23 protein-coding genes and 1 riboswitch are annotated in these 25,564 nt (G+C 54.4%); of the genes, 17 read left to right on the top strand and 6 right to left on the bottom strand.

Translation table 11 applies throughout. The annotated features are described in order from the left end of the window. Window positions 1-71: 71 nt before the first annotated feature. Window positions 72-2,342, top strand: a complete 2,271-nt coding sequence (locus tag V3851_RS15465) for a type IA DNA topoisomerase (protein ID WP_331847455.1) — start codon at window positions 72-74, stop codon at window positions 2,340-2,342. 83 nt (window positions 2,343-2,425) lie between these two features. On the opposite strand, the gene V3851_RS15460 is transcribed toward V3851_RS15465, so the two are convergent. After that, window positions 2,426-3,202: an HAD family hydrolase gene (locus V3851_RS15460; RefSeq protein WP_331847454.1), complete on the bottom strand. Its 777-nt coding sequence runs from the start codon at window positions 3,200-3,202 to the stop codon at window positions 2,426-2,428. Between the two features lie 39 nt (window positions 3,203-3,241). Then, entirely contained in the window at window positions 3,242-4,156 is a 915-nt protein-coding gene (locus V3851_RS15455; RefSeq protein ID WP_331847453.1) for an ArsR/SmtB family transcription factor, read from the bottom strand. Between the two features lie 271 nt (window positions 4,157-4,427). Between V3851_RS15455 and V3851_RS15450 the strand changes: the two genes are divergently transcribed. From V3851_RS15450 to V3851_RS15430, 5 genes are read left to right on the top strand one after another with little or no spacing between them, the layout of a single operon-like run. Further along, window positions 4,428-5,162, top strand: a complete 735-nt coding sequence (locus V3851_RS15450; protein ID WP_331847452.1) for a phosphonate ABC transporter ATP-binding protein — start codon at window positions 4,428-4,430, stop codon at window positions 5,160-5,162. Window positions 5,163-5,172: 10 nt separating this feature from the next. Continuing rightward, window positions 5,173-6,435, top strand: a complete 1,263-nt coding sequence (locus tag V3851_RS15445; RefSeq protein WP_331847451.1) for a hypothetical protein — start codon at window positions 5,173-5,175, stop codon at window positions 6,433-6,435. A gap of 36 nt (window positions 6,436-6,471) precedes the next feature. Then, window positions 6,472-7,170, top strand: coding sequence for a response regulator transcription factor (locus V3851_RS15440; protein ID WP_331847450.1), 699 nt, complete (start codon window positions 6,472-6,474; stop codon window positions 7,168-7,170). After that, window positions 7,167-8,618, top strand: coding sequence for a sensor histidine kinase (locus V3851_RS15435; protein WP_331847449.1), 1,452 nt, complete (start codon window positions 7,167-7,169; stop codon window positions 8,616-8,618). The genes V3851_RS15440 and V3851_RS15435 overlap by 4 nt, the downstream gene beginning before the upstream one ends. Beyond that, window positions 8,615-9,157, top strand: a complete 543-nt coding sequence (locus tag V3851_RS15430) for a GNAT family N-acetyltransferase (protein ID WP_331847448.1) — start codon at window positions 8,615-8,617, stop codon at window positions 9,155-9,157. Before V3851_RS15435 ends, V3851_RS15430 begins: the two co-directional genes overlap by 4 nt. Before the next feature lie 54 nt (window positions 9,158-9,211). Here V3851_RS15430 and V3851_RS15425 read toward each other — a convergent pair whose 3' ends face one another. Next, window positions 9,212-10,432: a glucose-1-phosphate adenylyltransferase gene (locus tag V3851_RS15425; protein ID WP_331847447.1), complete on the bottom strand. Its 1,221-nt coding sequence runs from the start codon at window positions 10,430-10,432 to the stop codon at window positions 9,212-9,214. Window positions 10,433-10,626: 194 nt separating this feature from the next. On the opposite strand from V3851_RS15425, the gene glgB reads away from it, so the two are divergent. After that, window positions 10,627-12,558 carry a 1,4-alpha-glucan branching protein GlgB gene (gene glgB / locus V3851_RS15420; RefSeq protein ID WP_331847446.1) on the top strand — a complete coding sequence of 644 codons (1,932 nt, stop codon included), beginning with the start codon at window positions 10,627-10,629 and terminating at the stop codon, window positions 12,556-12,558. Further along, window positions 12,555-13,994 (top strand): glycogen synthase GlgA, encoded by a 1,440-nt coding sequence (gene glgA / locus V3851_RS15415; RefSeq protein ID WP_331847445.1) that lies wholly within the window; start codon window positions 12,555-12,557, stop codon window positions 13,992-13,994. Before glgB ends, glgA begins: the two co-directional genes overlap by 4 nt. A gap of 70 nt (window positions 13,995-14,064) precedes the next feature. Here the strand turns inward: glgA and V3851_RS15410 are convergent, their stop codons facing one another. Further along, window positions 14,065-15,810, bottom strand: a complete 1,746-nt coding sequence (locus tag V3851_RS15410) for an alpha-glycosidase (protein ID WP_331847444.1) — start codon at window positions 15,808-15,810, stop codon at window positions 14,065-14,067. A gap of 377 nt (window positions 15,811-16,187) precedes the next feature. On the opposite strand from V3851_RS15410, the gene V3851_RS15405 reads away from it, so the two are divergent. The 4 genes from V3851_RS15405 to V3851_RS15390 all read left to right on the top strand — a co-directional run bounded on the left by V3851_RS15405 (window position 16,188) and on the right by V3851_RS15390 (window position 19,512). Then, window positions 16,188-17,018 carry a transporter substrate-binding domain-containing protein gene (locus tag V3851_RS15405; RefSeq protein WP_331847443.1) on the top strand — a complete coding sequence of 277 codons (831 nt, stop codon included), beginning with the start codon at window positions 16,188-16,190 and terminating at the stop codon, window positions 17,016-17,018. 99 nt (window positions 17,019-17,117) lie between these two features. Continuing rightward, window positions 17,118-17,780: an amino acid ABC transporter permease gene (locus tag V3851_RS15400; protein ID WP_331847442.1), complete on the top strand. Its 663-nt coding sequence runs from the start codon at window positions 17,118-17,120 to the stop codon at window positions 17,778-17,780. Next, the gene (locus tag V3851_RS15395) at window positions 17,767-18,489 is read left to right on the top strand and encodes an amino acid ABC transporter ATP-binding protein (RefSeq protein ID WP_331847441.1); all 723 of its coding nucleotides are present in this window, start codon (window positions 17,767-17,769) and stop codon (window positions 18,487-18,489) included. The genes V3851_RS15400 and V3851_RS15395 overlap by 14 nt, the downstream gene beginning before the upstream one ends. A gap of 159 nt (window positions 18,490-18,648) precedes the next feature. Then, a riboswitch (cyclic di-AMP (ydaO/yuaA leader) is annotated at window positions 18,649-18,828 on the top strand. Window positions 18,829-18,831: 3 nt separating this feature from the next. Next, complete coding sequence (locus V3851_RS15390) at window positions 18,832-19,512, top strand: 3D domain-containing protein (RefSeq protein ID WP_331847440.1); 681 nt, start codon at window positions 18,832-18,834, stop codon at window positions 19,510-19,512. A 49-nt stretch (window positions 19,513-19,561) separates the two neighbouring features. On the opposite strand, the gene V3851_RS15385 is transcribed toward V3851_RS15390, so the two are convergent. Further along, window positions 19,562-20,401: a polysaccharide deacetylase family protein gene (locus V3851_RS15385; RefSeq protein ID WP_331847439.1), complete on the bottom strand. Its 840-nt coding sequence runs from the start codon at window positions 20,399-20,401 to the stop codon at window positions 19,562-19,564. Between the two features lie 178 nt (window positions 20,402-20,579). On the opposite strand from V3851_RS15385, the gene V3851_RS15380 reads away from it, so the two are divergent. From V3851_RS15380 to mobB, 5 genes are read left to right on the top strand one after another with little or no spacing between them, the layout of a single operon-like run. Further along, the gene (locus V3851_RS15380) at window positions 20,580-21,275 is read left to right on the top strand and encodes a dihydroorotate dehydrogenase electron transfer subunit (protein ID WP_331847438.1); all 696 of its coding nucleotides are present in this window, start codon (window positions 20,580-20,582) and stop codon (window positions 21,273-21,275) included. Next, on the top strand, window positions 21,272-22,204 hold the full coding sequence (locus V3851_RS15375; protein ID WP_331847437.1) for a dihydroorotate dehydrogenase: 933 nt from the start codon (window positions 21,272-21,274) through the stop codon (window positions 22,202-22,204). The genes V3851_RS15380 and V3851_RS15375 overlap by 4 nt, the downstream gene beginning before the upstream one ends. A gap of 39 nt (window positions 22,205-22,243) precedes the next feature. Further along, window positions 22,244-22,585 carry an aspartyl-phosphate phosphatase Spo0E family protein gene (locus tag V3851_RS15370; protein ID WP_331847436.1) on the top strand — a complete coding sequence of 114 codons (342 nt, stop codon included), beginning with the start codon at window positions 22,244-22,246 and terminating at the stop codon, window positions 22,583-22,585. Further along, window positions 22,582-23,859 carry a molybdopterin molybdotransferase MoeA gene (locus tag V3851_RS15365; RefSeq protein WP_331847435.1) on the top strand — a complete coding sequence of 426 codons (1,278 nt, stop codon included), beginning with the start codon at window positions 22,582-22,584 and terminating at the stop codon, window positions 23,857-23,859. The genes V3851_RS15370 and V3851_RS15365 overlap by 4 nt, the downstream gene beginning before the upstream one ends. Next, entirely contained in the window at window positions 23,856-24,410 is a 555-nt protein-coding gene (mobB, locus tag V3851_RS15360; protein ID WP_331847434.1) for a molybdopterin-guanine dinucleotide biosynthesis protein B, read from the top strand. Before V3851_RS15365 ends, mobB begins: the two co-directional genes overlap by 4 nt. 60 nt (window positions 24,411-24,470) lie before the next feature. Here the strand turns inward: mobB and xerS are convergent, their stop codons facing one another. Beyond that, window positions 24,471-25,553 (bottom strand): tyrosine recombinase XerS, encoded by a 1,083-nt coding sequence (gene xerS / locus V3851_RS15355; protein WP_331847433.1) that lies wholly within the window; start codon window positions 25,551-25,553, stop codon window positions 24,471-24,473. Window positions 25,554-25,564 lie beyond the last annotated feature (11 nt).

The raw sequence follows: 25,564 nt of genomic DNA, 5'->3' as shown, positions 1-25,564 counted from the left end.
TTCCGAATGTTGTGCTTAGAATGCAAGGAAGCTAGGAAGCTAGAAAGCCAGAAAGCGGGGCCATTGAATCTATGAAAACGCTCGTAATCGCCGAGAAACCGGATATGGGGCGGACGATCGCCGCGGTCATCGAGCCGAAGGCGAAAAATAACCGGTCTTATTTGGAGGGGGAGCGCTATATCATTACGTGGGCGATCGGCCACCTGCTCGGCCTTGCCGAACCCGATGCTTACGACGAAAAGTACAAAAAATGGAACTTCGGCGATCTGCCGATCATGCCGGAGAAGTTCAAAATCGTGCCGAACCCGAGAACGAAGGACCAGCTCAAAACGATCGGAGAGCTGGCCAAGCGCTGCGAGGCGATCGTGAATGCCTGTGACGCCGGGCGGGAGGGGCAGTACATATTTGCGTTAATCCAGCAGCAGCTAAAATTGACCCAGCCGGTCAAGCGGCTGTGGATTTCCGACCTGACGGCGGAGAGCATCGCCAAAGGCTTTGCCGGGCTGCACGACAGCTCGGAATTCGAGAATCTCACCATGGCTGCCAGAGCGCGCAGCGAGGCCGATTGGCTCGTCGGCATGAACGCTTCCCGCGCCTTCACCACCAGGCACCGGACCCTGCTCTCGGTCGGCCGGGTGCAAACCCCGGTGCTTGCGCTGATCTACGATCGCCAGAAGGAAATCGAAAACTTCGACTCGCTGACCTACTACGAGGTCAAGGCCGATTTCGAGCAGGAGGGCCGCAAATACACGGGAACTTGGCAGGGCGAGCGGCTGACCGACGGGGAGAAAGCCGCCGCGATCGCGGATAAGGTACGGGGCAAAACAGGGAGGATCGCGGAATACGAAGTCAAGGATACCCGCGAGTATCCTTACAAGCTGTACGATTTGACCCTGCTGCAGCGGGAAGCGAATGCGAAGTACGGATATTCGGCCAAGAAAACGCTGGATATCGCCCAGGCGCTGTACGAGAAGCATAAGGTCATTACCTATCCGCGGACAAGCTCCAATTATGTCACCGAGCAAAACATCGACGGGATGCACAAAACGCTGCATATGCTGAAGTCGACTCCTTACAAGGACTTGGCCGAGGGCGGCAACCCGCGCATCGTTCACGTCGGCAACAAAGCGGTGTGCAACCCGTCGCGCGTCGAGGATCACCATGCGATCTTGCCGACCTTAAGACGGCCGGGCACGCTGAGCAAAGAAGAGCAGCACATCTATGATCTCGTCGTCCGCCGGTTCCTGTCCCATTTCTATCCTCCGGCGGAATACAAGCAGCATACACTGCTGACCGAAGTGGAATCGGAAACGTTCAAGACGAACGTCAAGGAGCTGTTGTCGCTGGGCTGGAAAGTGTGCCTGCCCGGCGATGACGGCAGCGGCGGCAAAACGGGCGGCCGCGCAAAGAAGCAGGAGGATGAGGAAGAAGCGGAGGAGCTGGTGAGCGAGCCGTTTTCGATCGACCGGGACGCTCCGGTGAATTGTACGGATGCCCTGGCGAAGGAGAAGGCCACTCAGCCGCCGAAGGCTTATACCGAGGGTACGCTGCTAAAAGCGATGGAGAGCGCCGGCAAGCAGCTAGAGAACGAGGAGCTGCGCGATGCGATGAAGGACGCCGGGCTCGGAACGCCGGCGACCCGGGCGGCGACCATCGAGCGGTTGAAAAAGGTCGGCTACATCACGATGCAGGGCAAGAAAATCACGGTGACGCAGAAAGGCCGGACCGCGGTCGAATTGATCCGGCATGCCGGGGTCGAACTCTTGACCTCGCCGGAGATGACGGGGGCATGGGAGCGGCGGCTGCACCAAATTTCCAAGGGTGAAGCCGAACGCGAGAAGTTTATGGAGAACGTCAAGCGGTTTACCGTGTCCATCATCGACAAGGTGCGGAAGCAGCCGAAGGCGGATGCCTCGCTGTTCGAGCCCGGCGAAGCCGAGAAGGGCGGCGGACGCAAACGGGGAGCAAAGGCGAGCGGCAAAGCGGCAGGGGAAGGCGGCGGGAGAACCGACGGCAAAGCCAAAGCGGCCCGGCGCCCGGCTTCCGCCGGTTCCGGCGGCGGACTGATGCCGCTCGCCCCGTGCCCGCGCGAGGGTTGCGGCGGCCAATTGATCGAAGGCAAGCGCGGCTACGGCTGTACGCATTTCAAGCAGGGCTGCGGCTTCGTGATCTGGAAGGAGTTTTCGGGCAAACAGATCTCCCATGCGATGCTGAAGACTTTGCTGGAAAAGGGCCAGACCCAATTGCTCACCTTCAAACGGGATGAAGGGGATTATAAAGCGCGGATTTCGCTCGCGGACCGTTCGACCGGCAAGCTGGATGTGCAGCGCGCGGAAGTGTGATGAACGGGGTTTCATAAACAACGGCAGCCAAGGACTTGAGTAGAACCCGTCCGGCTGCCGTTTTGTTTTTGTTGCGTATTTGGTTAGCGCTCCGAGCCTGTTTTCTTTTTGGCGCGGCTCATCGTCAGACTCTCGACAATGATGCCGGGAACCTCTTCCAGCGAAGAGACGGTATACATCGAGGTGTCGGTCGTTTTTTTCAAATCCACGATATTATAAGACCATTCGTTCGGACGCTTGATATAAATCGCGTTGATTCCCGCGGTCAGGGCCGGCTCGATGTCCGTGCGCAGGCTGTTGCCGATCATCCAGGTGCTCTTCCGGTCAAATGTGCGCGAAGTCAAAATTTGCTCCAGCGCTTCGATGTTTTTGTGTCTGCGGATATAGATCCGGTCCTGAAAATAATCGGCCAGCCGCATCTGCTCGATCTTGCGCTGCTGGATGATGGTCTCGCCGCCGGTGTACAAGTACAGCTCGTGCCCCTGGCTGCGCAGCAGATTCAAGGTCATGGCCATGCCCGGATAAGGTTCCACTTCGCGTTCATAAACGCTCATCCCCAGCTTCATCAGCTTGTCCTCTTCGGCGAGATTCGGCTCTTTGCCGAGCAGCCGGTAAAAATAGCGGTAAGTATCGATCAGCGATTGTGGAAAATGCGCGCTGACAAAGCCGATTTGCTCCACGCCGGCGACATCGATCTCGATTTGCTTGGCCCGGATCTCATCGGCCGTAATGCGGGAATCGCTTAGCCAATCCACCAGCAGCTCGGCGAATTCGTCGAGGATTTGATCAAAATAAATATTGCAATGGACGAGCGTATCGTCCATATCGAAAATGATTTGCTGCCGCAAAGGCATATTCAAAGCGGGTCACTCCTTTGGCGAAAACAAGTTGTTGGGATGTTACAGCCGGATATAGGATTCGAGAAACATTTGCAGCTCGGCGGCGCCGTCCGGACGGATGCTGAATTTCTCGGTGTCGCGGTCCACCAGGTGGACGCGAAGCAATCCGGCCACGCGCAGCCGCATCAGATGATGCATGAGCTGTTCCTCGGATTCGTGCAAATCGGTCACGAGATCCTGCAGCGATTTGGGCTGGTCCGCGACATACCGGAGCAGGCGCAGGCGCTCGGGCTGGACGAGGGCCCGGGTGAGGCGAAGCAGGCAGATCGGCGGCTCGTCTTCATCCAGCTCCGGCAGATCGAGCGGGTACTGGATCAGCAAGGCGCCTTCATAGAAACAGTATGTATTAATCGGCCGGAAATGAATCGAAGGCGTCAATACCACTTTTTCGATGGGCAGACTGGCTTCCAGCACCAAACCGCCGGACGCGTATTCCACCAGGGCGTCGGGATCCATTTTCTGAATCAGCGCCCGCTTCTCCTCGGCATCCTCCTTCAGCAAAGCGACGTATTGCTCCTCGATAGGACGGAAGTAAGTCTCATACCAAATCCGCAGTAAAGGAACATAGCCCTTAAGCCGGGGGATATCCTCACTATTCGTAGCGGGAATGTAGGTTTTGAGTTCGCGAAGAAGCTCGCCGTCCTCGCCTTCGGCAAGGTCGCGCAAATAGGTTTCGATCGTGGCGTCCGGTCTCTGCTCCACTGCCAGCGCATAAAGCAGATCGTAATCGGAGAAGGGCAGCTCTGCGGCTTCGGCAAAAGCTTGACGCTCTTTCTCTCCGAATCGCGCTTCTACGGAATCGATCCATTCCGTGCCGACATCCAAATTGTTGACCCATTTCCGGGTCGTGTATATGATAAAGCTGCTCAGAAGCTCGTAAACCGGCGAAACGTCGATTTTAACGTCATAGTACATGACTAAACCTCCCACAAGTCAATGCATACATATTCATTATGGCTTGTTGGGGAGGAGATTGTCTACTATAATGTTTATAGATGTAGGCAAAAAACAACAATTGTTTGCAAAAAACTAACATGATTGTCATCTTGCGGAAAGTCGCCGGGTTCACCTGCGATTTTCTTTATTTATTACAGACAAAATATGAAGATGCTGTAATGGATTTTCAGCGCTTTTTCCAATAAACTTAAAGATAGAGCACGGAACAGTCAAAAGGAGAATCGGACAGATGATAAAAGTGGACCACTTGACAAAAATGGTGGATGGCAATAAAAAGGAAGCTCTGCGCGGCATCAGCGTTCAGTTTGAGCCGGGAGAGATGATCGGGGTCGTCGGGCCGAGCGGCAGCGGCAAGAGCTTGCTGCTTCGCTGCCTTGCGCTGCGCGAGAAGTGGAGTGCCGGAGAATATACTTGGGAAGACAAAATGGTGATTCGCGGCGGGGGAAAAGGCTCGCAGAAATACCGTTCCCAATGCGCTTATTTGGAGCAGAACCCCTCGCTGTATCCCGATAAGACCGCGCTGAAAAATGTGCTGATCGGACAAGCGGGTCAGACGTCGGCGCTGCGGCGTGTCACCGGCATGGTCCGTTCCGACGATTATATGGGCGCGATGGACGAGCTGGAGAAGTTCGGTCTGCTGGACAAAGCGCATGTCAAGGCGGGGAAGCTTAGCGGCGGTGAACGCCAGCGTGTGGCGATCTGCCGGGCGCTGGTGCACGGCGCGAACTTCATCGCGGCGGACGAACCTGTCGTCGGTTTGGATCCGCATTCCGCGGAACGGGTGTTGAATACGCTGCGCTCCCTGTGCGCCGAGCAGGGCAAAACGGTCGTCGCCGCGCTGCCGATTGAGCTCGCCGAGCGCTATTGCACGCGAATTTGGGGACTGGAAGAAGGGAAACTTAAGCTCGATGTCACGGGCAGACGGCTGACCGCCGCGGAAAAGCGGTCGGTCGACCTGGTATAAAGAAAGAGTGATGAAATTGTTCCACAAAAACTGGATTACCGCGGCCGTTGGAGGCTTTCTGCTGATGACGCTCAGCGGCTGCAATATTATCAAGGATCCGAAATCGTTGATGGAGACGCCGCAGCTGACCTCGGACAAGGAGTCGCTGATCAGCGTCATCAACGCGGAGATCAAGGGAGCCCAGATCATCCGGCCCCGCGATGTCAGCGACATCAGCCCGATCCGTACGCCGGATCTCGATAACGACGGTGTAAACGAGGCGATCGTCTTCTATGAGACACCGGATGAAGCGGTACGGATTCACGGGATGATTCTGGAGCGGACGGAGGACACCTGGACGGTACAAGTGCGGTTCGACGGCGAGGGCCAGGTGCTGGAGACGTTCGATCTCCGCGACATTACCGGAGACGGCAATCTTGATATCATAACCGGCTTCTCCAACGGGGAAGAAGACCCGCAAAAAGGGTTGACCGTCTATTCGTACAACGGGACGGAGGTCGAAAGCCTGTTGTCGCTGCCTTACAACGATTTCCTCATCGACGATCTCAATCAGGACGACCGGCTCGATCTGACGGTCGTCAATTTGAAACGGGATCAGAACGCGGTGGTCACGACTTATCAGTACGGCGGCGAAACGTTCCAGGAGCTGAGCCATATCCAGCTCGACGACCCGATCAAGGAATACTACAATGTGGTGAGCGGAAGCATTACGCCGGAGCTGAAGGGCATCATTCTGGACGCTTCCTTCGGCACGCATTACGCTTATTCCCATATGGTCGTGATGAAAGAAGGCAAATTGATCGATCTGCTTCCTTCCCAGGACTCCACGTTCAAGAATTATCCTGTTCTGAGCGGGGACACGGACGGCGACGGGATTCTTGAGGTCGGGCGTTCCGAAAAGCCGAAGGGCTGGGAAGACCGGTCGTATGACGATATCCCGCTATTTTCTTATTACCAATGGGATGAAGATCAAGGTCTGAAATTTGTCATGCAGCAATATATGGATTTAGCGGGCCGCTTTTATTTCAATTTCCCGAAAGACTGGTGGGGGAATGTCACGATCGATCCGAAATCGGATCAGAACGAGCATATCTGGTTTACCACGATCGATTCCGGAAAAACGGTGGCGGAAATCGCCTTCTTCTCCTTGACGGAATGGGAACGGCACAAAGGGGATTGGGAGCTGCTCGCCCGGGACTATGATAAAGTGATCGGTTTCCTGAGCCACACCGATTTGGAGATCAATAAAGGCGAGAAAGAAATCAAGAGATAAGGATAAGGATTGACCAATTCGAGGGAGGAGAGCAAATTGAGTAAAGTTTTGATATTGGAAGACGAGGAATCCATCCGCAGCTTCACGGTCATTAATCTCAAGCGCAACGGCTTTGAGGTAATTGAAGCGATCGACGGGAACGAGGCGCTCGCCAAGCTGCAGTCCCACCCCGACATCGACATCGCGCTGCTCGACGTGATGGTGCCGGGGATCGACGGGTTCGAGGTGTGCCGGCGGATCCGGGAGACGAACGAACGGATCGGGATCATTTTTCTGACCGCCAAAGTGCAGGAGCAGGATAAAGTCTATGCGCTGTCCGTCGGCGCGGACGATCACGTCAGCAAGCCGTTCAGCCCCACCGAGCTGATCGCGCGCATCCAATCGCTGCTCCGCCGCGTCAATGTGTACCGGGAAAGCAGCGCCAAGGTCTCCTTTACGTCCGGTCCGTTCACGCTGGACCTCATTTCGAAACAGTTCAAAAAGAACGGCAGTCTGATCGAGCTGACCCCGACGGAATTCTCCCTGATCCAGTACTTCCTGGAGCAGGAAAACACGCCGCTCAGCCGCGACTTGCTGCTGGATCACGTATGGGGCAAGGATTATATGGGCGATCCGAAGATCGTCGACGTAAATATCCGCAGACTCCGGCAAAAGATCGAGAGCAATCCGTCCGAGCCGGCTTTTCTGCAAACCGTGTGGGGACACGGCTATAAGTGGAAAGGCGAGGGACAATGATCAAGAAAGGCATCGGCCGGCAAATCGTTTTAAATTATTTTATCATCGTATTCGTAACCCTGTTCATGGTCGAGATCATCTTCTCGCTGGCTATCCGGGTTTATTATTACGATACAATATATAATCATATGTATACCCATTCGACCTGGGCATCCGACTTCTTTCAAAAATTCGTCCGCCTGAGCGCGGAGCGGGACCCCGACTACTTTACGGAAATGCTCCGCACGTTTGAACTCGACAATACGGAGCTGATGATCCTGAATCTGAAGGGCGACGTTAAGGCTAGCAGTAACGCGTTCCAGGCGGATAAAGCGATCCAGACGAGCGATGTCCTGCAGGCGGCCGCGGGCGGGGTCGGCAAATGGATCGGCCGGCAGACGTCGACCGGAGAGATGGTGATGGCCGTTTCCACGCCACTGCAGGTACGGGGGGAGAACAGGTATATCGTCAGGTTCGTCACCTCGCTGGAAGCCGTCAATTCCAATCTGACGAAGCTGACGCTGCTGTCCACGGCCGTTTGCCTCGCCGTACTGGCGCTCGTTACCCTGTTCAGTATCGGGCTCGCCAATTCCATCGTGAAGCCGATTAACAATATCAGGGCCGTGTCTGCGCAGATGGCCAGGGGCAAATTCGACGCCAGGATCAAGGGGGATTACAAGTACGAGCTTGGCGAATTGGCGTCAACGCTGAATTACATGGCGGAGGAGATCGTGCGCAGCAACCAGATCAAGGACGAATTCATCTCTTCCATTTCCCATGAGCTCAGAACACCGCTGACTGGCATCAAGGGCTGGAGCGAAACGCTGACGATGGGCGGCTTCGACCCGGAAGAGACGAAGCTCGGCATGGGGATTATCTCCAAAGAAACCGACCGGCTGATCGGGCTCGTAGAGGAAATGCTCGACTTCTCCAAGCTGCAGCAAAACGAGATGAAGCTCGTCATCGGGCGGGTCAACTTGAAGGAGCTGCTGCAGGAAACGATGCTGAATGTATGGGCGAAAGCGGAGCAGCGGGGCATTCAGATCAAACTGGACGACAAAACGCTGCAGCCGGTCACGGTCGTCGGAGACGGCAACCGGTTGAAGCAAATCTTTTTGAATCTGGTCGATAACGCGATCAAGTTCTCCCACGAGAACAGCTGGGTTCACCTGGTGATCAGCCGGGCCGAGCCGGGCCAAGTGCTCGTGGAAGTGACCGATACCGGGATCGGGATCAGCGAGGAGCATTTGAATAAGGTGAAGGACCGCTTCTTCCAAGTGAATAATCAAGGGGGCGGAACCGGCCTCGGACTCGCCATCACCCAGCAGTTGGTGGAGCTTCATCACGGAGATATGGACATACACAGCGAGCTTGGCGTCGGTACGACGGTGGCGGTCAAACTGCCGCTGGCGGAACCGGAGGACGAAGCGCAGCTTGCGGACGGCAACGGAAATGGGGACTTGGCATGAACATAAAGCTCGACAACATCGAAACGCAGGCCGGTGTTTTGGAGGTTTACCTCGCGGAGCAATCCGACGCGGAGCTCGTTCGCGAGCTGCTTCTCGAAGCCGCGAATTGGATGGAATCCGTTGGGATTAAGCAATGGAATCCCGGTCAGTTTACCGGTGAAGAAATCGCGTCTTATTTCGCGAAGCGGGACATTTATTTGTTTATGGGCAAAGACGGCCCTGTCGGCCTGTTCACGCTGCAGGATCGCGATCCCGATTATTGGGGGGCGCTGGATCAAGCGGGCTACAGCTATTTGCACCGCTTGACCGTGAGGCCGGCCTATCGGGGCCATGGTCTTGGCCGTGAATTCATATACTGGGCCGCAAAACGCAGCCGGGAATTGGGGCGCAGCGGCCTGAGATTCGACTGCTGGAGCGAGAACCGCAAGCTGAACCCGTATTATGAGGCGCTGGGAATGGAGAAGCGGGGAGTAGGCCAATTGAACGGCAGGCAGTATGTTTTGTATGAAATGGATCATCAGCTTTATCGGGAATTGTAAACAAGGGTGCCCGGCCGGAGCTTTTCCGGCCGGGCACCCTTGTTTATTTTCCGTTTATGACGACAATCCTTCCGCGCGTAAACGGGCCGTGTCATATACTTCCTTCAGCAGACGTGCCGGCTGCGTGCGCACGGTCGGTTTGGCATGCACCGTCTCATAAGGGCCGACGACCATGATTTCACCTTCCGCTCCCTTGATTACGGCGCCGTCGTGAATGATCGCGCCTTCGCCGATGATCGCCCGTTCGATCGATACGCCGCGCCCGATCCGGACGTTCGGCATGATTACGCTGTCCTTGATTTTGGAATAACGGCCGACCTCCGTTCCGCCGAAAATGACGGATCGCTCCGAATACCCTTCGAGCTCGCAGCAGTCGTGAATCATAGAGCTCTTGATCTGCACGCTGCGGTTTTTCAGTTGGCGCGGTTTGGTACGCTGATCTTCTCGCGTATACATCGGCCAGGCTTCGTTCATCAGCTTCCAGTCGGTATCTTTGGCCAGAAGGTCCATATGGGCTTCCCACAGGCTTTGCACCGTGCCGACATCGCGCCAATAGCCTTTAAATTCATAGGCGTGCAGCGGTTTTTCCCCGGCCAGCATTTTCGGGATAACGTCCTTGCCGAAGTCGTGGCTGGAATTCTCGTCCATAGCATCCTCGATTAAATGCCGTTTGAGGAAATCCCATTTGAATAAATAAATCCCCATGGATGCCAGGTTGCTCGCCGGATTTTCCGGTTTCTCGGCGAATTCGGTAATTCGGGACTGTTCGTCCGTAGACATGACCCCGAAGCGGTGCGCTTCCTCCCAAGGCACCGGCATGACGGAGATCGTCGCGGAAGCGTCGGACGACACATGGAATTTAAGCATATCGCGATAATCCATGTGGTAAATATGGTCACCGGACAGGATCAACACATTTTCCGGCCCGTGGCTGTCCACGTAGTCGATGTTCTTGAAAATGGCGTCAGCAGTACCTGCATATTCCTTCACGCCGGTTTCGTAAGAAGGGAGCAGCGAAATGCCGCCGTGTTCCGAGCGCGGAAGTCTCCATGCGTCCCCTTCTCCGATATGTTCATGCAGAGACTCTGCTTCATATTGAGTAAGTACACCTATTGTATCGATTCCGGAATTAACGCAGTTGCTGAGAGGAAAATCGATAATTCGGTAATGCCCGCCAAACGGAACGGCGGGTTTGGCCAGCTTGGACGTAAGCGGCGACAATCGTCGGCCCTCACCACCGGCCAGCAGCATTGCGATACAGTCTTTCTTCTTCATTTCGTTTTCCCTCCCGTAAGGTATCGTCTGTGTAGTACATACATAAACGAGATATAATGTAGTTGAAACTAGAATTATGGAAAACTGACGAAAATATTACATGAATTTTTTCATTTTTTTATTTTCCTGTTCAGTTTCGGGGAGAATTGGGTAAATATTTAAGTGGGACTATACATAAAAAAGCAGGTGATCCATTGTCTGATCCATTGAAACCGGGCTCCATATCGGAGACGGATATTTATTTATTCCATGAAGGAACGCTTTATTACAGTTACCGGACCTTCGGCGCCCATATTACCGAGGAAGACGGTCTGCCGGGCGTCAGGTTTACGGTTTGGGCTCCGGGCGCTTCCGGGGTCTCCATCGCCGCCGATTGGAACGATTGGAGCGGGGAGAACGATTTATTATATAAGATACCCGAATCGGGGATTTGGACTCGCTTTTTCCCGGGGTTACAAGAAGGAATTTTTTACAAGTACGAAATTACCGGGCCGGACGGCAGCAAATTCCTGAAGGCCGATCCTTACGCCTTTCATGCCGAGGTTCGGCCGAAGACGGCGTCAGTGGTGAAATCCCTGGAAGGCTATGCCTGGAATGACGGCGATTGGAGAAGGAAAAAGCGAGTTCCTTACAACCGTCCGCTGAACATTTATGAGCTGCATTTCGGCACCTGGAGACAGAAAGCGGACGGAAGCTTGTATACGTACCGGGAAATGGCCGACCTGCTAATTCCGTACGTTGCAAAAATGGGCTACACCCATATTGAAATCATGCCCTTGACCGAGCATCCTTTTGATTTATCCTGGGGTTACCAGACTACCGGATACTTCGCGCCGACCAGCCGTTACGGGGAACCGAAGGATCTGATGTATTTCATCGACCGCTGCCACCAGGCCGGAATCGGCGTCTTGCTGGATTGGGTTCCCGGGCATTTCACGAAGGACGCCCACGGTCTGCGCAGGTTTGACGGTACGCCGCTGTTCGAGTACGGCGATCCGGCCAAGGCCGAGAAGCCCGGTTGGGGTACGCTCAGCTTTGACTTCGGCAAGCCGGAGGTCAGGTCTTTCCTGATTTCGAGCGCGATTTACTGGCTCGATATATATCATTTCGACGGCCTGCGCGTCGATGCGGTGACAAGTATGCTGCGGCTCGATTTTGAAAAGCCGGAGGGAAGCTATACGCGGAATGAGCGGGGCGGGATCGAAAATCTCGAGGCGATCGCTTTCCTGCAGCAGTTGAACGAGGCGGTGTTCAGGTATTACCCGCACACGCTTATGATGGCGGAGGAGTCCAGCGCCTGGCCGCTGGTCACGGCCCCGGTGGATGACGGAGGGCTCGGCTTCAATTATAAGTGGAACATGGGCTGGATGAACGACACGCTCGCTTATGCGGAAACGCCGTTTTGGGACCGGCCGGGACGCCACAATTTGCTGACGTTTCCGATCTGTTACGCGTATGCGGAAAATTTTGCGCTTCCGCTGTCCCATGACGAGGTGGTCCACGGCAAGAAATCGCTGCTGGATAAAATGCCGGGGAGCTATGAAGAGAAGTTCGCCGGCCTCCGGGTACTGCTCGGCTACCAGATCACTTCGCCCGGCAAGAAACTGCTCTTCATGGGCGGTGAATTCGGGCAATTCATCGAATGGCGGGATCAGGCGGAGCTGGATTGGTTCCTCCTGGAGTACGATTCGCACCGGGCGATGCAGGAATATACGGCGGCCCTGAATCATTTGTATTTGCGGGAACCGGCGCTGTGGGAGCTGGATCATTCGTTCGAGGGCTATGAGTGGATCAATGCCGACGATGCGGGGCAGAGCGTAATAGGTTATTTGCGCAAAGGAAAAAAAGTCAAGGATACGCTGCTCGTCATCATCAACTTCCAGCCGGTCACCCGGGAAAATTACCGCATGGGCGTGCCTAAGCCGGGGGATTACGAGGAAATATTCAGCAGCGATCACCCGGCATACGGCGGAAAGGGATCGGCCCGCGCAAGGACGGTCAAGAGCGAGAAGCAGCCTTTCCACGGCCAAAAAGACAGCCTGTCTCTTACGCTGCCGCCGCTGAGTATATCCATCTGGAAAAAAAACGCGGCCAAATCCTCGCCGCAAAGGAGGAAGAAGAAATGAAAATTTTGTTCGCGGCCGCCGAAGTGGGACCGTTCATCAAAACCGGCGGATTGGCCGATGTCGTTGGCGCCCTACCTAAAGCACTGAAGCAGGCGGGACACGATGTCCGGGTCGTCCTGCCGAAATATAAGGATATTCCAAACGCGTATACCGATCAGCTCCGGCATCTTGGCGAAGCGGTGGTGCCCGTGGGCTGGCGCCGGCAATACGGGGGCGTCGAATATTTGGTCTGGGACGGGGTTCCCGTCTATTTTATCGATAATGAATATTATTTCGGGAAGCGGGAAGGCGTATACGGCTATTGGGACGACGGCGAACGGTTCGCCTATTTGAATCGGGCGGTGCTTGAAATATTGCCAGTGATCGATTTCTTGCCGGATGTGCTGCATTGCCATGACTGGCACACCGCGATGATTCCGCTGCTGCTGCGCGAGCATTACCGGGAGAATCCGGAATACGCCGGAATCCGAACCGTATTTACGATTCATAATCTGCTGTACCAGGGGATATTCCCCTATGAAGTGCTTGGAGACCTGCTTGGGCTGCCGCATACTTACTTTACGCCGGATGGGGTGGAGTACAACGGGAACGTCAGCTTTATGAAGGCCGGCCTGGTGTTTGCCGACCATGTGACGACCGTCAGCCCGACTTATGCCGACGAGATCAGGACGGAACATTACGGCTACGGTTTGGACGGTCTGCTTCGCTCGCTGGGCGACCGGCTGTCGGGAATCGTCAACGGGATCGACGTGAAGCTGTACAACCCGGCCACCGATCCGGAGCTGGCCGTAACTTACCGGAGCAGCCTGTCCAAGAAGCGCGAAAACAAGGCTCACCTGCAGCGCGAGCTGGGCCTGCCGGTGAAGCCGGATATTCCCCTGGTCGGAATGATTACCCGACTGGTCGAGCCGAAAGGGCTCGATCTCGTCATCCGGATCATGGATGAATGGCTGCATTTCGACGACGTTCAGTTTGTCGTGCTCGGCACGGGGGACCGGGCCTACGAGGATTGGTTCAAGGAAGCGGCTTACCGCCATCCCGAGAAACTGTCGGTGCAGATCAGATTCAGCGATGGGTTATCCCGCCGCATCTATGCCGGCAGCGATCTGTTTCTGATGCCGTCGCGCTTTGAGCCCTGCGGGATAAGCCAGCTGCTGGCGCTCCGCTACGGCAGTATTCCGGTCGTGAGGGAAACGGGAGGGTTAAACGATACGGTTCATGCCTACAATGAGTTTACGGGCGAAGGGAACGGGTTTACGTTTCACAATTACAATGCCCATGACCTGCTTCATACACTGCGCAGGGGCGTATCGTTTTATCGCCGGCCGGAGGATTGGAAGAAAATTACCGCCAGCGCTTTTGCGGGCGATTACAGCTGGAGCAAATCGGCAGAACAGTATATCGACATTTATAAACGCATCGCGCATCAAGCATAAGGCGCATAATACAAACACCGTCGCGGGATCAAGCTTCCCGCGGCGGTGTTTTCGGCTATGGCATAAAGCGCTATTTCAATTGGCGGTAAAGAATGCGGAATCCGTAAGGATCGAGGCCGATATGCATGACGCCGTCCTTCGGTTTGACGCGTTCTTCGGTAAGCGCGTCGCGCCAGTCCTCGGTTTCCATCGGATGGGAAAGCGTGCGCGGTTTGCCGGTATTGTTCATCCAGACGGTAAAATGCATACGTTCATCCATACGTTCGTAAACGATGCATGGATCATTGGCGTTCGCCTGCAGAAACCGGAACCGACCGTGCCTTAATGCGCCATGTTTCTTCCGCAGATTGATCATCATTTTATAGAAATCATATAGCTCCCGGTCCTGCTTCTTGGGATCCCACTCCATACATTTCCGGCAATCGGGATCGCCGCCGCCGGTGAGTCCGACCTCATCCCCGTAGAAGATGCACGGCGTCCCGATATACGTAAACAGAAAGACGGCGCACAGCTTCAGCTTGCGCTTGTCGCCGCCGACCCGGGTCAGCAGACGCGGCGTATCGTGGCTGCAGAGCATATTGAATATGACCTCGTTGGTTTGCTGCGGATAGCGCATAATCAACGAGCCCATTTCATTGGAGAAATTGTAGCCGTCCATCCCGCCGTTGAAAAACTCCAGCACCTTGTCGGCAAACGGATAGTTCATGACCGAATCGAACTGGTCGCCGAGCAGCCAGGTCAACGAGTCGCTCCAGACCTCGCCGATAATATAGGCGTCCGGATTGGCCCCTTTGACCACCTGCCGGAAGTCACGCCAGAAATGATGATCGATTTCGTTGGCGACATCGAGACGCCAGCCGTCAAGCTTGATTTCGCGAATCCAGTATTCGGCCACGCCGAGCAAATATTCCTTGACCTCGGGATTGGCCGTATTGAATTTCGGCATATTGCCGAAGAAGCCGAAGGTGTCGTATGTCGGGATCCCGTTTTTGATTTGGGCGGGAAATTCGTTGATATGGAACCAGTCGGCATATTTGGAATTTTTGCCGTTCTTCAGCACATCCTGAAACGGCGGGAAATGCTCGCCGCAATGATTGAACACGGCATCAAGCACAACGCGGATTCCGCGCGCGTGGCATTCTTTCACAACCCGTTTCAGCAGCTCGTTGTCTCCGAAATGGGGATCGACTTGCTTATAATCGACGGTATCGTATTTGTGGTTGGAAGGGGAGACGAAGAGCGGAGTAAAATAAATCGCATTAATGCCCAGATCGCATAAATCGTCCAGGTGATCCAAAACGCCCTGTAAATCGCCGCCGAAGAAATTGTCCCTCGTGGGCGGATTCCCCCAAGGCTCGATTTTCTCCGGGTCGTTGGCGGAATCGCCGTTCGCGAAGCGCTCGGGCATGATTTGATAAAATACCGCTTTCTTGGCCCATTCCGGTACTTTGATCACATCGATCTCATGAATATACGAAAATTCATATAGTTCTCCCGGCGGAGTCGGGGCTTCGTGCTGAATCCCCGTATCCAGCATATATACCGTTTCCGTTCCGGCGGTCAGCTTGAAGGCATAGGACAATCGCTTGAAACGGGGTTTGACGGCCACCTCCCAATAATCGAACATCCGGTCGTGGGCCGCTTTTTCCATCGGGATTTCCTGATAAGTGCCATTCCAATCGTATTTGTCCCCGGTCATTGCATATACATTCTTCACATCGTCGCGCTTGGTCCGTACGCGCAAATGGATCGTTTCGGAATCATAGGCATAGGCCCATTTATCCCGGGGGACGTGATATAGTGCTTCCAACAGCATATGGGGCCACCTCCTATAGTCAGCCTGACAAACAAGCAGTTTTAGCTAATTAATAACCAAATGAGAACCGATATGAACCATTATTCCCACACTTTATTCTTGTATGAATCTTTCCCCGCAAGCGTTCGTTTATGGAAAAATAATCATTTCAATTTTCAACCTTAATACTTTGGGTTATTGAAACGCATAATAATAGTGCCACATTTATTTACATTTATTTGCATTAAAATTCTGTTGGATATGGCTTGGGAAATATGAATAAATGATGAAATGCGGAAAATTAGTATAAAATGACTTTGCATATATATACAGTTTGCTTTATAATTAGCCCAGTAATCGAATGATGGTCAATATTTATACCGACGGGAGAGAGACAGATGAAAAAGTGGGGTATTTTGATTGTAGCGCTAATTATGGTCACGAGTGTGCTTGCCGCTTGCGGACAAAACAAAAATAATGCCGGAGGCAACGCGCCTGCGACCGAAAATCAAGGAGCGGCCGATAACGGGGGCTCGAACGGCGGCGCCGGCAAAAAGCTGATTCTCGGCCTGAGCGCGGACTTCCCGCCTTATGAGTTCCGGGACAGCAAAGGCGAAATCGTCGGCTTCGACGTCGAAATCGCCAAAGAAATCGCCAAGGATTTGGGCGCGGAGCTGGAAATCAAGGATATGTTGTTCGACTCCTTGTTGAATGAACTGGAAAGCGGCCGCATCGATCTGGTCATTTCCGGACTGAGTCCGACTCCGGAACGGGCCGAGCAAGTGGACTTGTCCAAAATTTATTATAAAGCGGAGCAGGCGGTCGTAACCGTCACCGAGAATAAAGATAAGTATGCCACGATGGAATCGCTCGAAGGGGTGAAGATCGGCGTACAGAAGAGCTCGATTCAAGAGGATATCGCCAAAGAGATCGCCGGTGCCAAATTGACGTCGCTCGGCAAGATCTCCGATATTATCATGCAACTGCAGACGGGGCGCGTGGACGCGGCGATTATTGAAGGTCCCGTCGCCGAGTCGTTCGTCAAGAACGTGGACGGCATTACGATCACCGACGCCAAACCGGTAACGGAGGACGAAGGTTATGTCGTCGGCGTGAAGAAAGGCAACACGGAGTTGCTCGATCAGGTAAATACGACGCTTGACCGTCTGATTGAAGACGGGTCGATCGACAAGTTCGTCACCGAAGCAAGCGAACTCGCCGAGCAATAAGCAAGGAACCTGATTTAAGCGGAAAATAGCGAAGCCGATTCGCTATTTTCTGTTTTTTTGTCAAAGGTTTTGAGGTAAAATAGGAGGAATGATTGGTACATGGAGCTTTTTTCGATGTTTTGGGAGTACCGCGGCTACTTTTTGACTGGCGTGCAGTACACGCTGCTGCTGGCGGCGATCGGCGTGCTGTGCGGGTTTGTGCTCGGTCTTATCGTCGCGCTGCTGCGCATGACCCCATGGGCGATCGTGCGTTTTATCGGCCACGCCTGGGTGGAATTTTTGCGCGGAACGCCGATGCTGGTTCAGCTCTTAATTATTCACTACGGGTTTTCCACAGCGTTCGACATTAATTTTTCCGCTATCCAGTCCGGGGCGATTACGCTCTCGATCAACAGCTCGGCGTATCTGGCGGAAATTTTCCGCGCCGGCATTCAGGGCGTGGACCGGGGTCAAGGCGAAGCGGCACGTTCGTTGGGCATGACCCGCGGAATGTCCCTGCGGTTCATCATTATCCCGCAGGCGATCAAATCGGTGCTCCCGGCGATCGGGAACGAGTTCGTCACGATTATCAAAGAATCGTCGATCGTGTCCTTTATCGGCATCACGGAGCTGATGTTCCAATCCGGGGCCGTCGTCGGCATTACGTATGACGGAATGACGCCATACTTGATCGTTGCGGTAATCTACTTTATTTTGACATTTACATTGTCCCGTATTCTGGGTCTGTTCGAAAGGAAGTTGAAGGCCAGTGATCACCGTTAAAAATTTGCACAAAAAATTCGGACAATTGCATATTTTGAAAGGCATCGATCTGGAGATTTCCAAGGGTGAGGTCGTCGTAATCATCGGCCCGAGCGGCTCGGGGAAGAGTACGTTTCTGCGCTGCCTGAACTTGCTGGAGGAGCCGACGGAAGGGGAAGTTACCTTTGAAGGCGAATCCATCACCGACAAGCGCCACAATATCAATAAGACGCGCGAGAAGATGGGCATGGTGTTCCAGCAGTTCAACCTGTTTCCGCACAAATCCGTGATCGACAATATTACGATGGCTCCGATCCGCGTCAAAAAAATGGATAAGGCCAAAGCCGAAGCGATCGCAATGGATCTTTTGCAAACGGTGGGCCTGGCGGACAAGCGCGACGCCTACCCTTCGCAATTGTCCGGCGGACAGAAGCAGCGGATCGCCATTGCCCGTGCGCTCGCGATGGAGCCGCATGTCATGCTGTTTGACGAACCGACCTCGGCGCTTGACCCGGAAATGGTCGGCGAGGTGCTGGAGGTCATGAAGAGCCTGGCCGATAAAGGAATGACGATGGTGATCGTCACCCATGAAATGGGCTTCGCCCGCGAGGTGGGGGACCGGATTCTGTTCATGGACCAAGGCGTGATTATGGAGCAGGGCACCCCGCAGCAGGTGTTTAATTCTCCACAAAATCAACGCACTCAGGACTTCCTCAGCAAGGTGCTGTAACCACATCTTTATAAAGCCTGTAACCGCTCGGCGAATACGCCGGCGGTTTTTTTATTTTTACGAATTTGTAATCAATATCATAACCAAAAAATGCTGATATACCGCTGTTTTATAGATTTTGGCAACATTTGCATCATCTACTGGTTACAAAATTGTGATATATTGAATGAGCCAAAACCTGTCATAACAGGTGCGGGGGACGATTCTTTGAAACAGCCGCTTAACGGCCGGTTCGCCAAAGCGCTGCTTTCTTGGGGTGAAGCGCAGAATAAGAGCGCCGGGACTATTCCTTTGTTCCGAATCCGACAACTAACTCCGCAGGCGATATTAAAGGAGGAACTTATGAATAAGCATTTGAAATGGGCACGCGCCGTAAAGGCGGCAATCATCGCGATTGGTTTGGCAGGAGCGCTGCAGGCGGTTCCGGCGCATGCGGACTCGGTACATAAAGCGAAGGAGGGCGACACGTTTTACCTGCTCGCGAAGGAATACGGCGTGAATTTGGACAAGTTGATGAGCGCCAATCCGAGTATTAAGGCCAACAATATTTATGCCGGTTTGGATATCGTAATTCCGGGCGCCCAGTCGAACGCAATGGTAATGAAGGCTTCGGCAAGCCCGAGCAAAGCGGCGGAGATTTTGCCGACCTTTAAAGTGTCCTCGGTCGATAAAGTTGTGGAAGCCTGGGGCAAAACTTTTAATTATTCGAAAACGATCAATGTCAAAGCCACGGCTTATTCGTCCGCGGCCAGCGAAAACGGCGGATGGGGCCCGGTGGATTATTTCGGCAACCCGCTCAAGCTCGGTACGATTGCCGTAGACCCGAGCGTCATTCCGATGGGCACGAAGGTGCTGGTGACCGGTCATAGCCACGCCAATCTGCCGAAAAATGCGTTTGTCGCTACGGCAACCGACCAGGGCGGGGCGATTAAAGGCAACCGCATCGATATCTTCATTCCCGGAAGCCAGGCGACGGTTAATCAGTTCGGTTTCCAGGACGTTACTCTATACGTCATCAAATAAGGCATGTATAAGTCAAAAGCAGCTCCTCTTGAAGGAGCCGCTTTTTTGTTTACCTATATTTCGGGATGTTCAGCAGCTCCGGCACGGTTACGAAATGGTAGCCCTTGGCCCGCAGCGTATGAATGATTTCCGGCAGCGCCTCAATCGTTCCGGTGAGGTTGGAGCCTGTCCCGCCGCCCGCATGCTGCAAGACGATAGAACCGGGGCCGACCGTGCCTAGCACGTTCTGTACGACTTTTTCCTGGTCGAGTCCTTTCCAATCGAGGGAGTCGACGTTCCAATTGACGATCGTGTACCCATGTTGTTTGGCCCATCTCACCTGTTCTTCATTGATCTCGCCGTAGGGCGGGCGAATGAGCTTGGGCCGGTAGCCGGTAATACCTAAGATAATTTTCTCGGTTCGCAATATTTCGCTTTGAAACTGCTTCAAGGAGCGTTTTTTGAACACCGGGTGGCTGAAGGAATGATTGCCGATGATATGTCCCTCTGCATGGATTTTCCGGAGCAATTCCGGGTATTTCTTGGCCCTGTGGCCGACGACGAAGAAGGTCGCTTTTACTCCTTCTTTGCGCAGTACCTGCAAAACTTGCGGCGTAAAGCGAGGATCCGGAACGTCGTCAAATGTCAGGGCAACCTGCTTCACCCTTGGCCCCTGGAATTTGAAAGTCTCCGAATACTTCCGGCGCAGCTCTCCGAGGCCTAACGGTTTAGTCCCCGTTTCGACCGCGTCGGGGGAGCCTGGGTGTCCGGTCTTTTCGGGTAAGGGCGCGATGATGAGCCCGCTGCCAGCGGCTTGGGCGGTGTCTACACCAAATGCGCAAAAAAACAAAGCCGTGATCAGGCAAACGGCTCCGGCAATTCGGATCGTTTTTTTTCTTTGTCGGAACATGCGATTCTCTCCCTTCAGCCAAAACAATCTTATCTACTGGTATGTCCAAATAACAGCAAAACTATGAGTTGCATTAATCTGTGACATAAATCACAGACTTAAACTCTGAAAAATTGCATCTTTAGATGAAGTATGGAGCAAACCTAACGCGCCAGTTTGGTGGAGAGGAGAGAGAGCATTGTCAGAAGTATTGGCCAATGAGCAAATAGCTCCCGGGGTATTCCGGCTTTCCGTATCCGGCCGGTTCGCCGGAGAAATGGGGCAATTCTATATGCTGCGGTCATGGGACCGTTATCCGCTGCTGAGCAGACCGCTGAGCATTTTTAATGTAACGGAACAGTGTATCGAGTTTGTATATCTAGTAACCGGTGAAGGGACGACCATGTTTTCGCGTTTAAGAAAAGGGGATTCCATCGTTCTGGAAGGTCCGCTCGGTAACGGATTTGCCGAGCCGGAAGGGAAAACGGCATTTATCGGCGGGGGAATCGGGATTGCCCCGTTTTATTATGCCCTGAACCGGATTCCGGACGCGGACGTGTACTTGGGCTTCAGCAAGACGCCGTACCTGTTGGACGAGTTCCGCCGCAAAACGACGGGGGAAGTAGTCGTGAATGTCGGGGGATTGATTTTGGATCTGGTCGATTTCAACGCTTACGACACGATCTACGCTTGCGGTCCGCATAAAATGCTGGAGGCGGTGCAGCGCAAGCAGGCGGAATTGGAAACGAGGGCGAATGTCTACGTATCGCTGGAAAACCGGATGGCGTGCGGAATCGGAGCCTGTCTCGTGTGCAGCGTCAAATGCAAGGACGGCCGGAAAAAAGCTTGCGCCGACGGCCCCGTATTCCGAGCCGAGGAGGTGGTGTTCTCATGATCGACATGTCTTGTACGATCGCCGGGGTCACCTTCAAAAATCCGGTCGTCATGGCATCCGGCACCTTCGGTTTCGGCAAGGAGTACGGCGCTTACTACGATTTGAACAAGCTGGGCGGCATTTCGGGCAAGGGCTTGACGCTGGAGCCCAAGGAAGGCAATTCGGGGCTCAGGGTCTATGAGACGCCTTCCGGCCTATTGAACAGCGTCGGCTTGGAAAATCCGGGCATACCGGCCTTTCTGCGGGACGAATGTCCGCGTTGGGAGCGGCTGGATCTGGCCCGGATCGTCAATCTGGGCGGCAACACGCTGCAGGATTATGTGGACGGCGCGATATTAATCGAGCGGGATGCCGCCGAAAGGAAGAAGAAAGGCAATACCGCGGTCGACATGATTGAGCTCAACATCTCCTGTCCGAATGTGAAAGCCGGGGGGATGGCGTACGGGATCAAGACGGAAACCGCCCGGGAAGTCGTAAGGGAGATCCGCGCGGCGACCACGCTGCCGCTCATTGTCAAGCTGTCGCCGAATGCGGAGGACATCGTCCAAATGGCGGCCATGTGCGAGCAAGAAGGGGCGGACGGCATATCGCTGGTCAATACGTTCTCGGCGATGAAGATCGACATCTACAAACGCCGCAGCGTATTTGACAATTTGTATGCCGGCTTGTCCGGCCCCGCGATCAAGCCGATCGCTCTCCGCATGGTGCACCAGGTCAGCAAGGCGGTCACCATCCCCGTCATGGGCATGGGCGGAATAACAAGTCCCGAGGACATGGTGGAATTCATTATGGCCGGAGCGGCCGTGGTTCAGGTGGGCACTTATAACTTTATGAATATAAGGGCGGGTCTTGAGCTTGTCGAGGGTCTGGAACGATTCATGGCCGAGCAGGGTCTGACCTGTTTGGACGAAATTCGCGGTATCCTTTAAAATAGTTATCAGGCTATGTAAAGGAGGAGCATTCCGCGAATGAACGGCTTTACGGATATTAAACTTAAGGAACTGCAGGTGGGCCGTGATCTGCTGCTTGTGATTACGGGCGGAGCCGCTCATATCGGCGCCGCTTCGACTGCTTATAACGTGAACGGGGCTATTGAGGTTCAGACGTCGGCCGTTCCGGGGCATAAAGAACATACTTTAACCGAGGGTTTGGCCCGCCGGGCCGCGGAGGAGCTGAGACGCACCGTCACAGTGGTCATGGGCATTCATTACGATCATCTCAGCAAAGAGGAGATCCTCTTCATTTCGCAACAGATCGATAAGCTTCTGGAACAATATATAGCCGCGAACAGAATGGGGGATGCTTTGTGATAACAGCGGATCGCAACAGCAATGATGACAAATTCCGCCGGAAGGCGATTTCGGTCAAAGAGGGACAAGCCAAAATTTTGCCGTACGCCCGCCGGATCGAGACCGAATACGTTTCTTTGCCGATGGTGGAGGGCCGGATATTGGCCGAGGATATTAAAGCGCCGCACCCGTTTCCGCATTTCCGCCGCTCCGGGATGGACGGCTTTGCCATTATCAGTTCGGATACGGCGGGCTGCTCAACGGAGACGCCGGTCTATCTGGAGGTCGTCGATGAAATTCCGTGCGGCAGCCTGCCTTCGGTCGCGCTGTCACCCGGTACGGCCGCAAGAATAATGACTGGGGCCAAGGTGCCGGATGAAGCCGACGCCGTGGTCATGTTCGAGATGACGGAAGCGAGCGCCGGCCAGGGCAAGGATTATATCCAGCTCAAAAGGGAGATCAAACCGGGCAGCAATATTACCCCGGTCGGACTCGAACTTGCTGAAGGCGATTTGATTCTGGAAAAGGGCCGTCGCCTGTCCGCCGGGGAAATTTCCGTATTGGCGACATTCGGCATCTATGATGTGCCTGTCGCCAAACGACCGCGGGTGGCCATCTTCTCGACAGGCTCGGAGCTGCTTGGCGTGGAGGAGCCGCTGCAGGACGGCCGAATCCGCAACAGCAATACTTATATGCTGGCCAGCCAAATCCGGAACGCCGGGGGAGAGCCGCATATTCTCGAAGCGATCGCCGATGACCTGACGACCGCACGGCAGAAAGTGGCGGAAGCCTTTGCGCTGTACGACGTCGTGATCACGACCGGCGGCGTCTCTGTCGGCGATTTCGACATTATGGCCGACCTGGTGTCCGGCGAAGATGTGGAAATGCTGTTTAACAAAATCATGATGCGGCCGGGCAGCGTCACGACCGCCGCGGTGAAGGACGGCAAGCTGCTGTTCGCGCTGTCGGGCAATCCGGGCGCCTGCTTCGTCGGATTCGAGTTGTTCGTCCGCCCGGCGCTCGGAACGATGCTTGGCATGAAGTCGCCGTTCCTGCGGGAATTCCAAGCGGAGCTCGGCAAGGACTATGCGAAGATCAACAATTTTACCCGCTTTGTCCGGGGCCGGCTGGATTTTGCTGATGGCCGACTGATCGCTAATCCGGCGGCGCTGGATGAATCCAGCGTCATGGTCACGATCAAGGACAGCGACGTCCTGATCGTCGTTCCGCCGTCCAACCGCGGCTTGGCCGCCGGGGAAACGGTAACGGTGCTGCAGCTTCCGGGGGCGCGATGAAGCCGCCGGTGCTGCAAATCTGCGGCTATAAAAACAGCGGGAAAACGACGCTGATCGCCCGCTTGCTGGCAATATTTAATGGCATGAATATTCGCGTCGCCGTCATCAAGCATGATCTGCACGGCTTTGAAGGAGACGTGGAGGAGACCGACACGTATAAACTGAGGGCGGCGGGTGCGGCGGCGACCGCGATTACCTCGCCCTGGCGGACGGCGGTCGTCGAGGAGCATGAAACCCCGCTGAGCGGTTTGATCGAACGGTTCCGGTCGTACGATCTGATTCTGGTGGAAGGCTTCAAAGAGGAGCCGTATCCCAAGCTGGTGATGGTTAACAAGCCGGAGGATATGGAGCTGGCGCAGCGGCTAAGCGGTGTCGTTGCCATGATTCGGCGCGGCGATGGCTGCGAGGACGCGGAAGAAGCCGGGGGATCGGCCGAATCATCCGTCGTTCTAAGCGCCGAAGCGCCGAATGGCGGCATTCCCGCGTTCCGCGCGGACGAGGCGGAGGAGATCGCGGGGTTTATCCTCCGCTACTGTCAGCGGGGACGTTAATTAAAAAGGTGGTTGAGCGGATTGCTATCCCTCAACCACCTTTTGTTGATTCGTACCCGATTAAGCCTCGTTTCTCCGCTCGATCGCTTCCGACATCGTTTTGTCGGTTAGATGGGCATAGACCTCGGTCGTTTCCGTCGAAGCGTGCCCGAGCTGTTCTTTGGTCTTATAAATATCATTTTGCAAATAATAATCCGTGGCAAAGGAATGCCGGAGCTTATGGACGGTTAAATAAGGCTTCCCGAACCTTTTTGCGTATTTGATAATCATCGCCTGGATCGCCCGTTTCGTCATTCGTTTCCCTTCTTTTTGCCCGTTGGGAATCGTGACGAACAGAGCCTTTTCCCGTTTCGGCGTCCGGTAGCGGGTTTGCCGCAGCGTCAAATAATGTGCAAGATCGTCCTTGGAGCGCTCCCGGAAATAAACCGGCGTTTTGAACGTCTCGTCGTTATTCCCTTTTCGGAATACGTAGAGGAGCTTGTTCGCCAGATCCAGGTCGTCGACGTTCAGGTTGACCACTTCCGAGACGCGGAGGCCGGAATTGAGGATCAGGCTGGCGATGCACGCATCGCGTTCCTTATTCAGCTCATAGGAATGGAGCGCCTGCTTGTTGTTCTGGATGTCGTGCCCGTAGCCCTCGGCAATGTAGGCGATAAATTCGTCGATCTCTTCTTCCTCCAGAATTTTGCCCTTCAGCTTGGCGGCGGTGTCCTTGGGCTTGTGAATCCGCTTGATCTCCACCTTTGCCATGATATTCCGCTTGAGCAAAGGATAAAAATTCTCGTCCTCGGCGATTTGGCTCAAATAATGGAACAGGGAGCGGAGCGAGGACATCTTGCGGGAAACAGTAATTTTGGCGTTCGTCCCTTCGGTCCGGGTGGTCAAATGCAGCCGGTAACCGACGATGCTCTCCATATGCAGCACTTCCAGATCGTGCAAAGTGATTTGCGCGTTGCTCTCCGCCTCGGACAGTCCTTCCGCCCGCAGCCAATTGAAAAACTGCTCATAATCCCGGACATACTCTAGCAGCGTGGAAGGGGAGAGATCCGGCAGCTTGTAATCGATGAACTGCTGTACGAACCAGGGCATAAACACAGTACGCTCGTCGAGCTTTTTGCGGTCGATCGCTTTTTGAATATTCATCATCACACCTC

Source organism: Paenibacillus haidiansis (assembly GCF_036553665.1).
GTDB classification, from domain to species: Bacteria; Bacillota; Bacilli; order Paenibacillales; family Paenibacillaceae; genus Fontibacillus; species Fontibacillus haidiansis.
The sequence above is the reverse complement of the archived record's forward strand: the minus strand, read 5'-3'. Positions and strand labels throughout refer to the sequence as shown.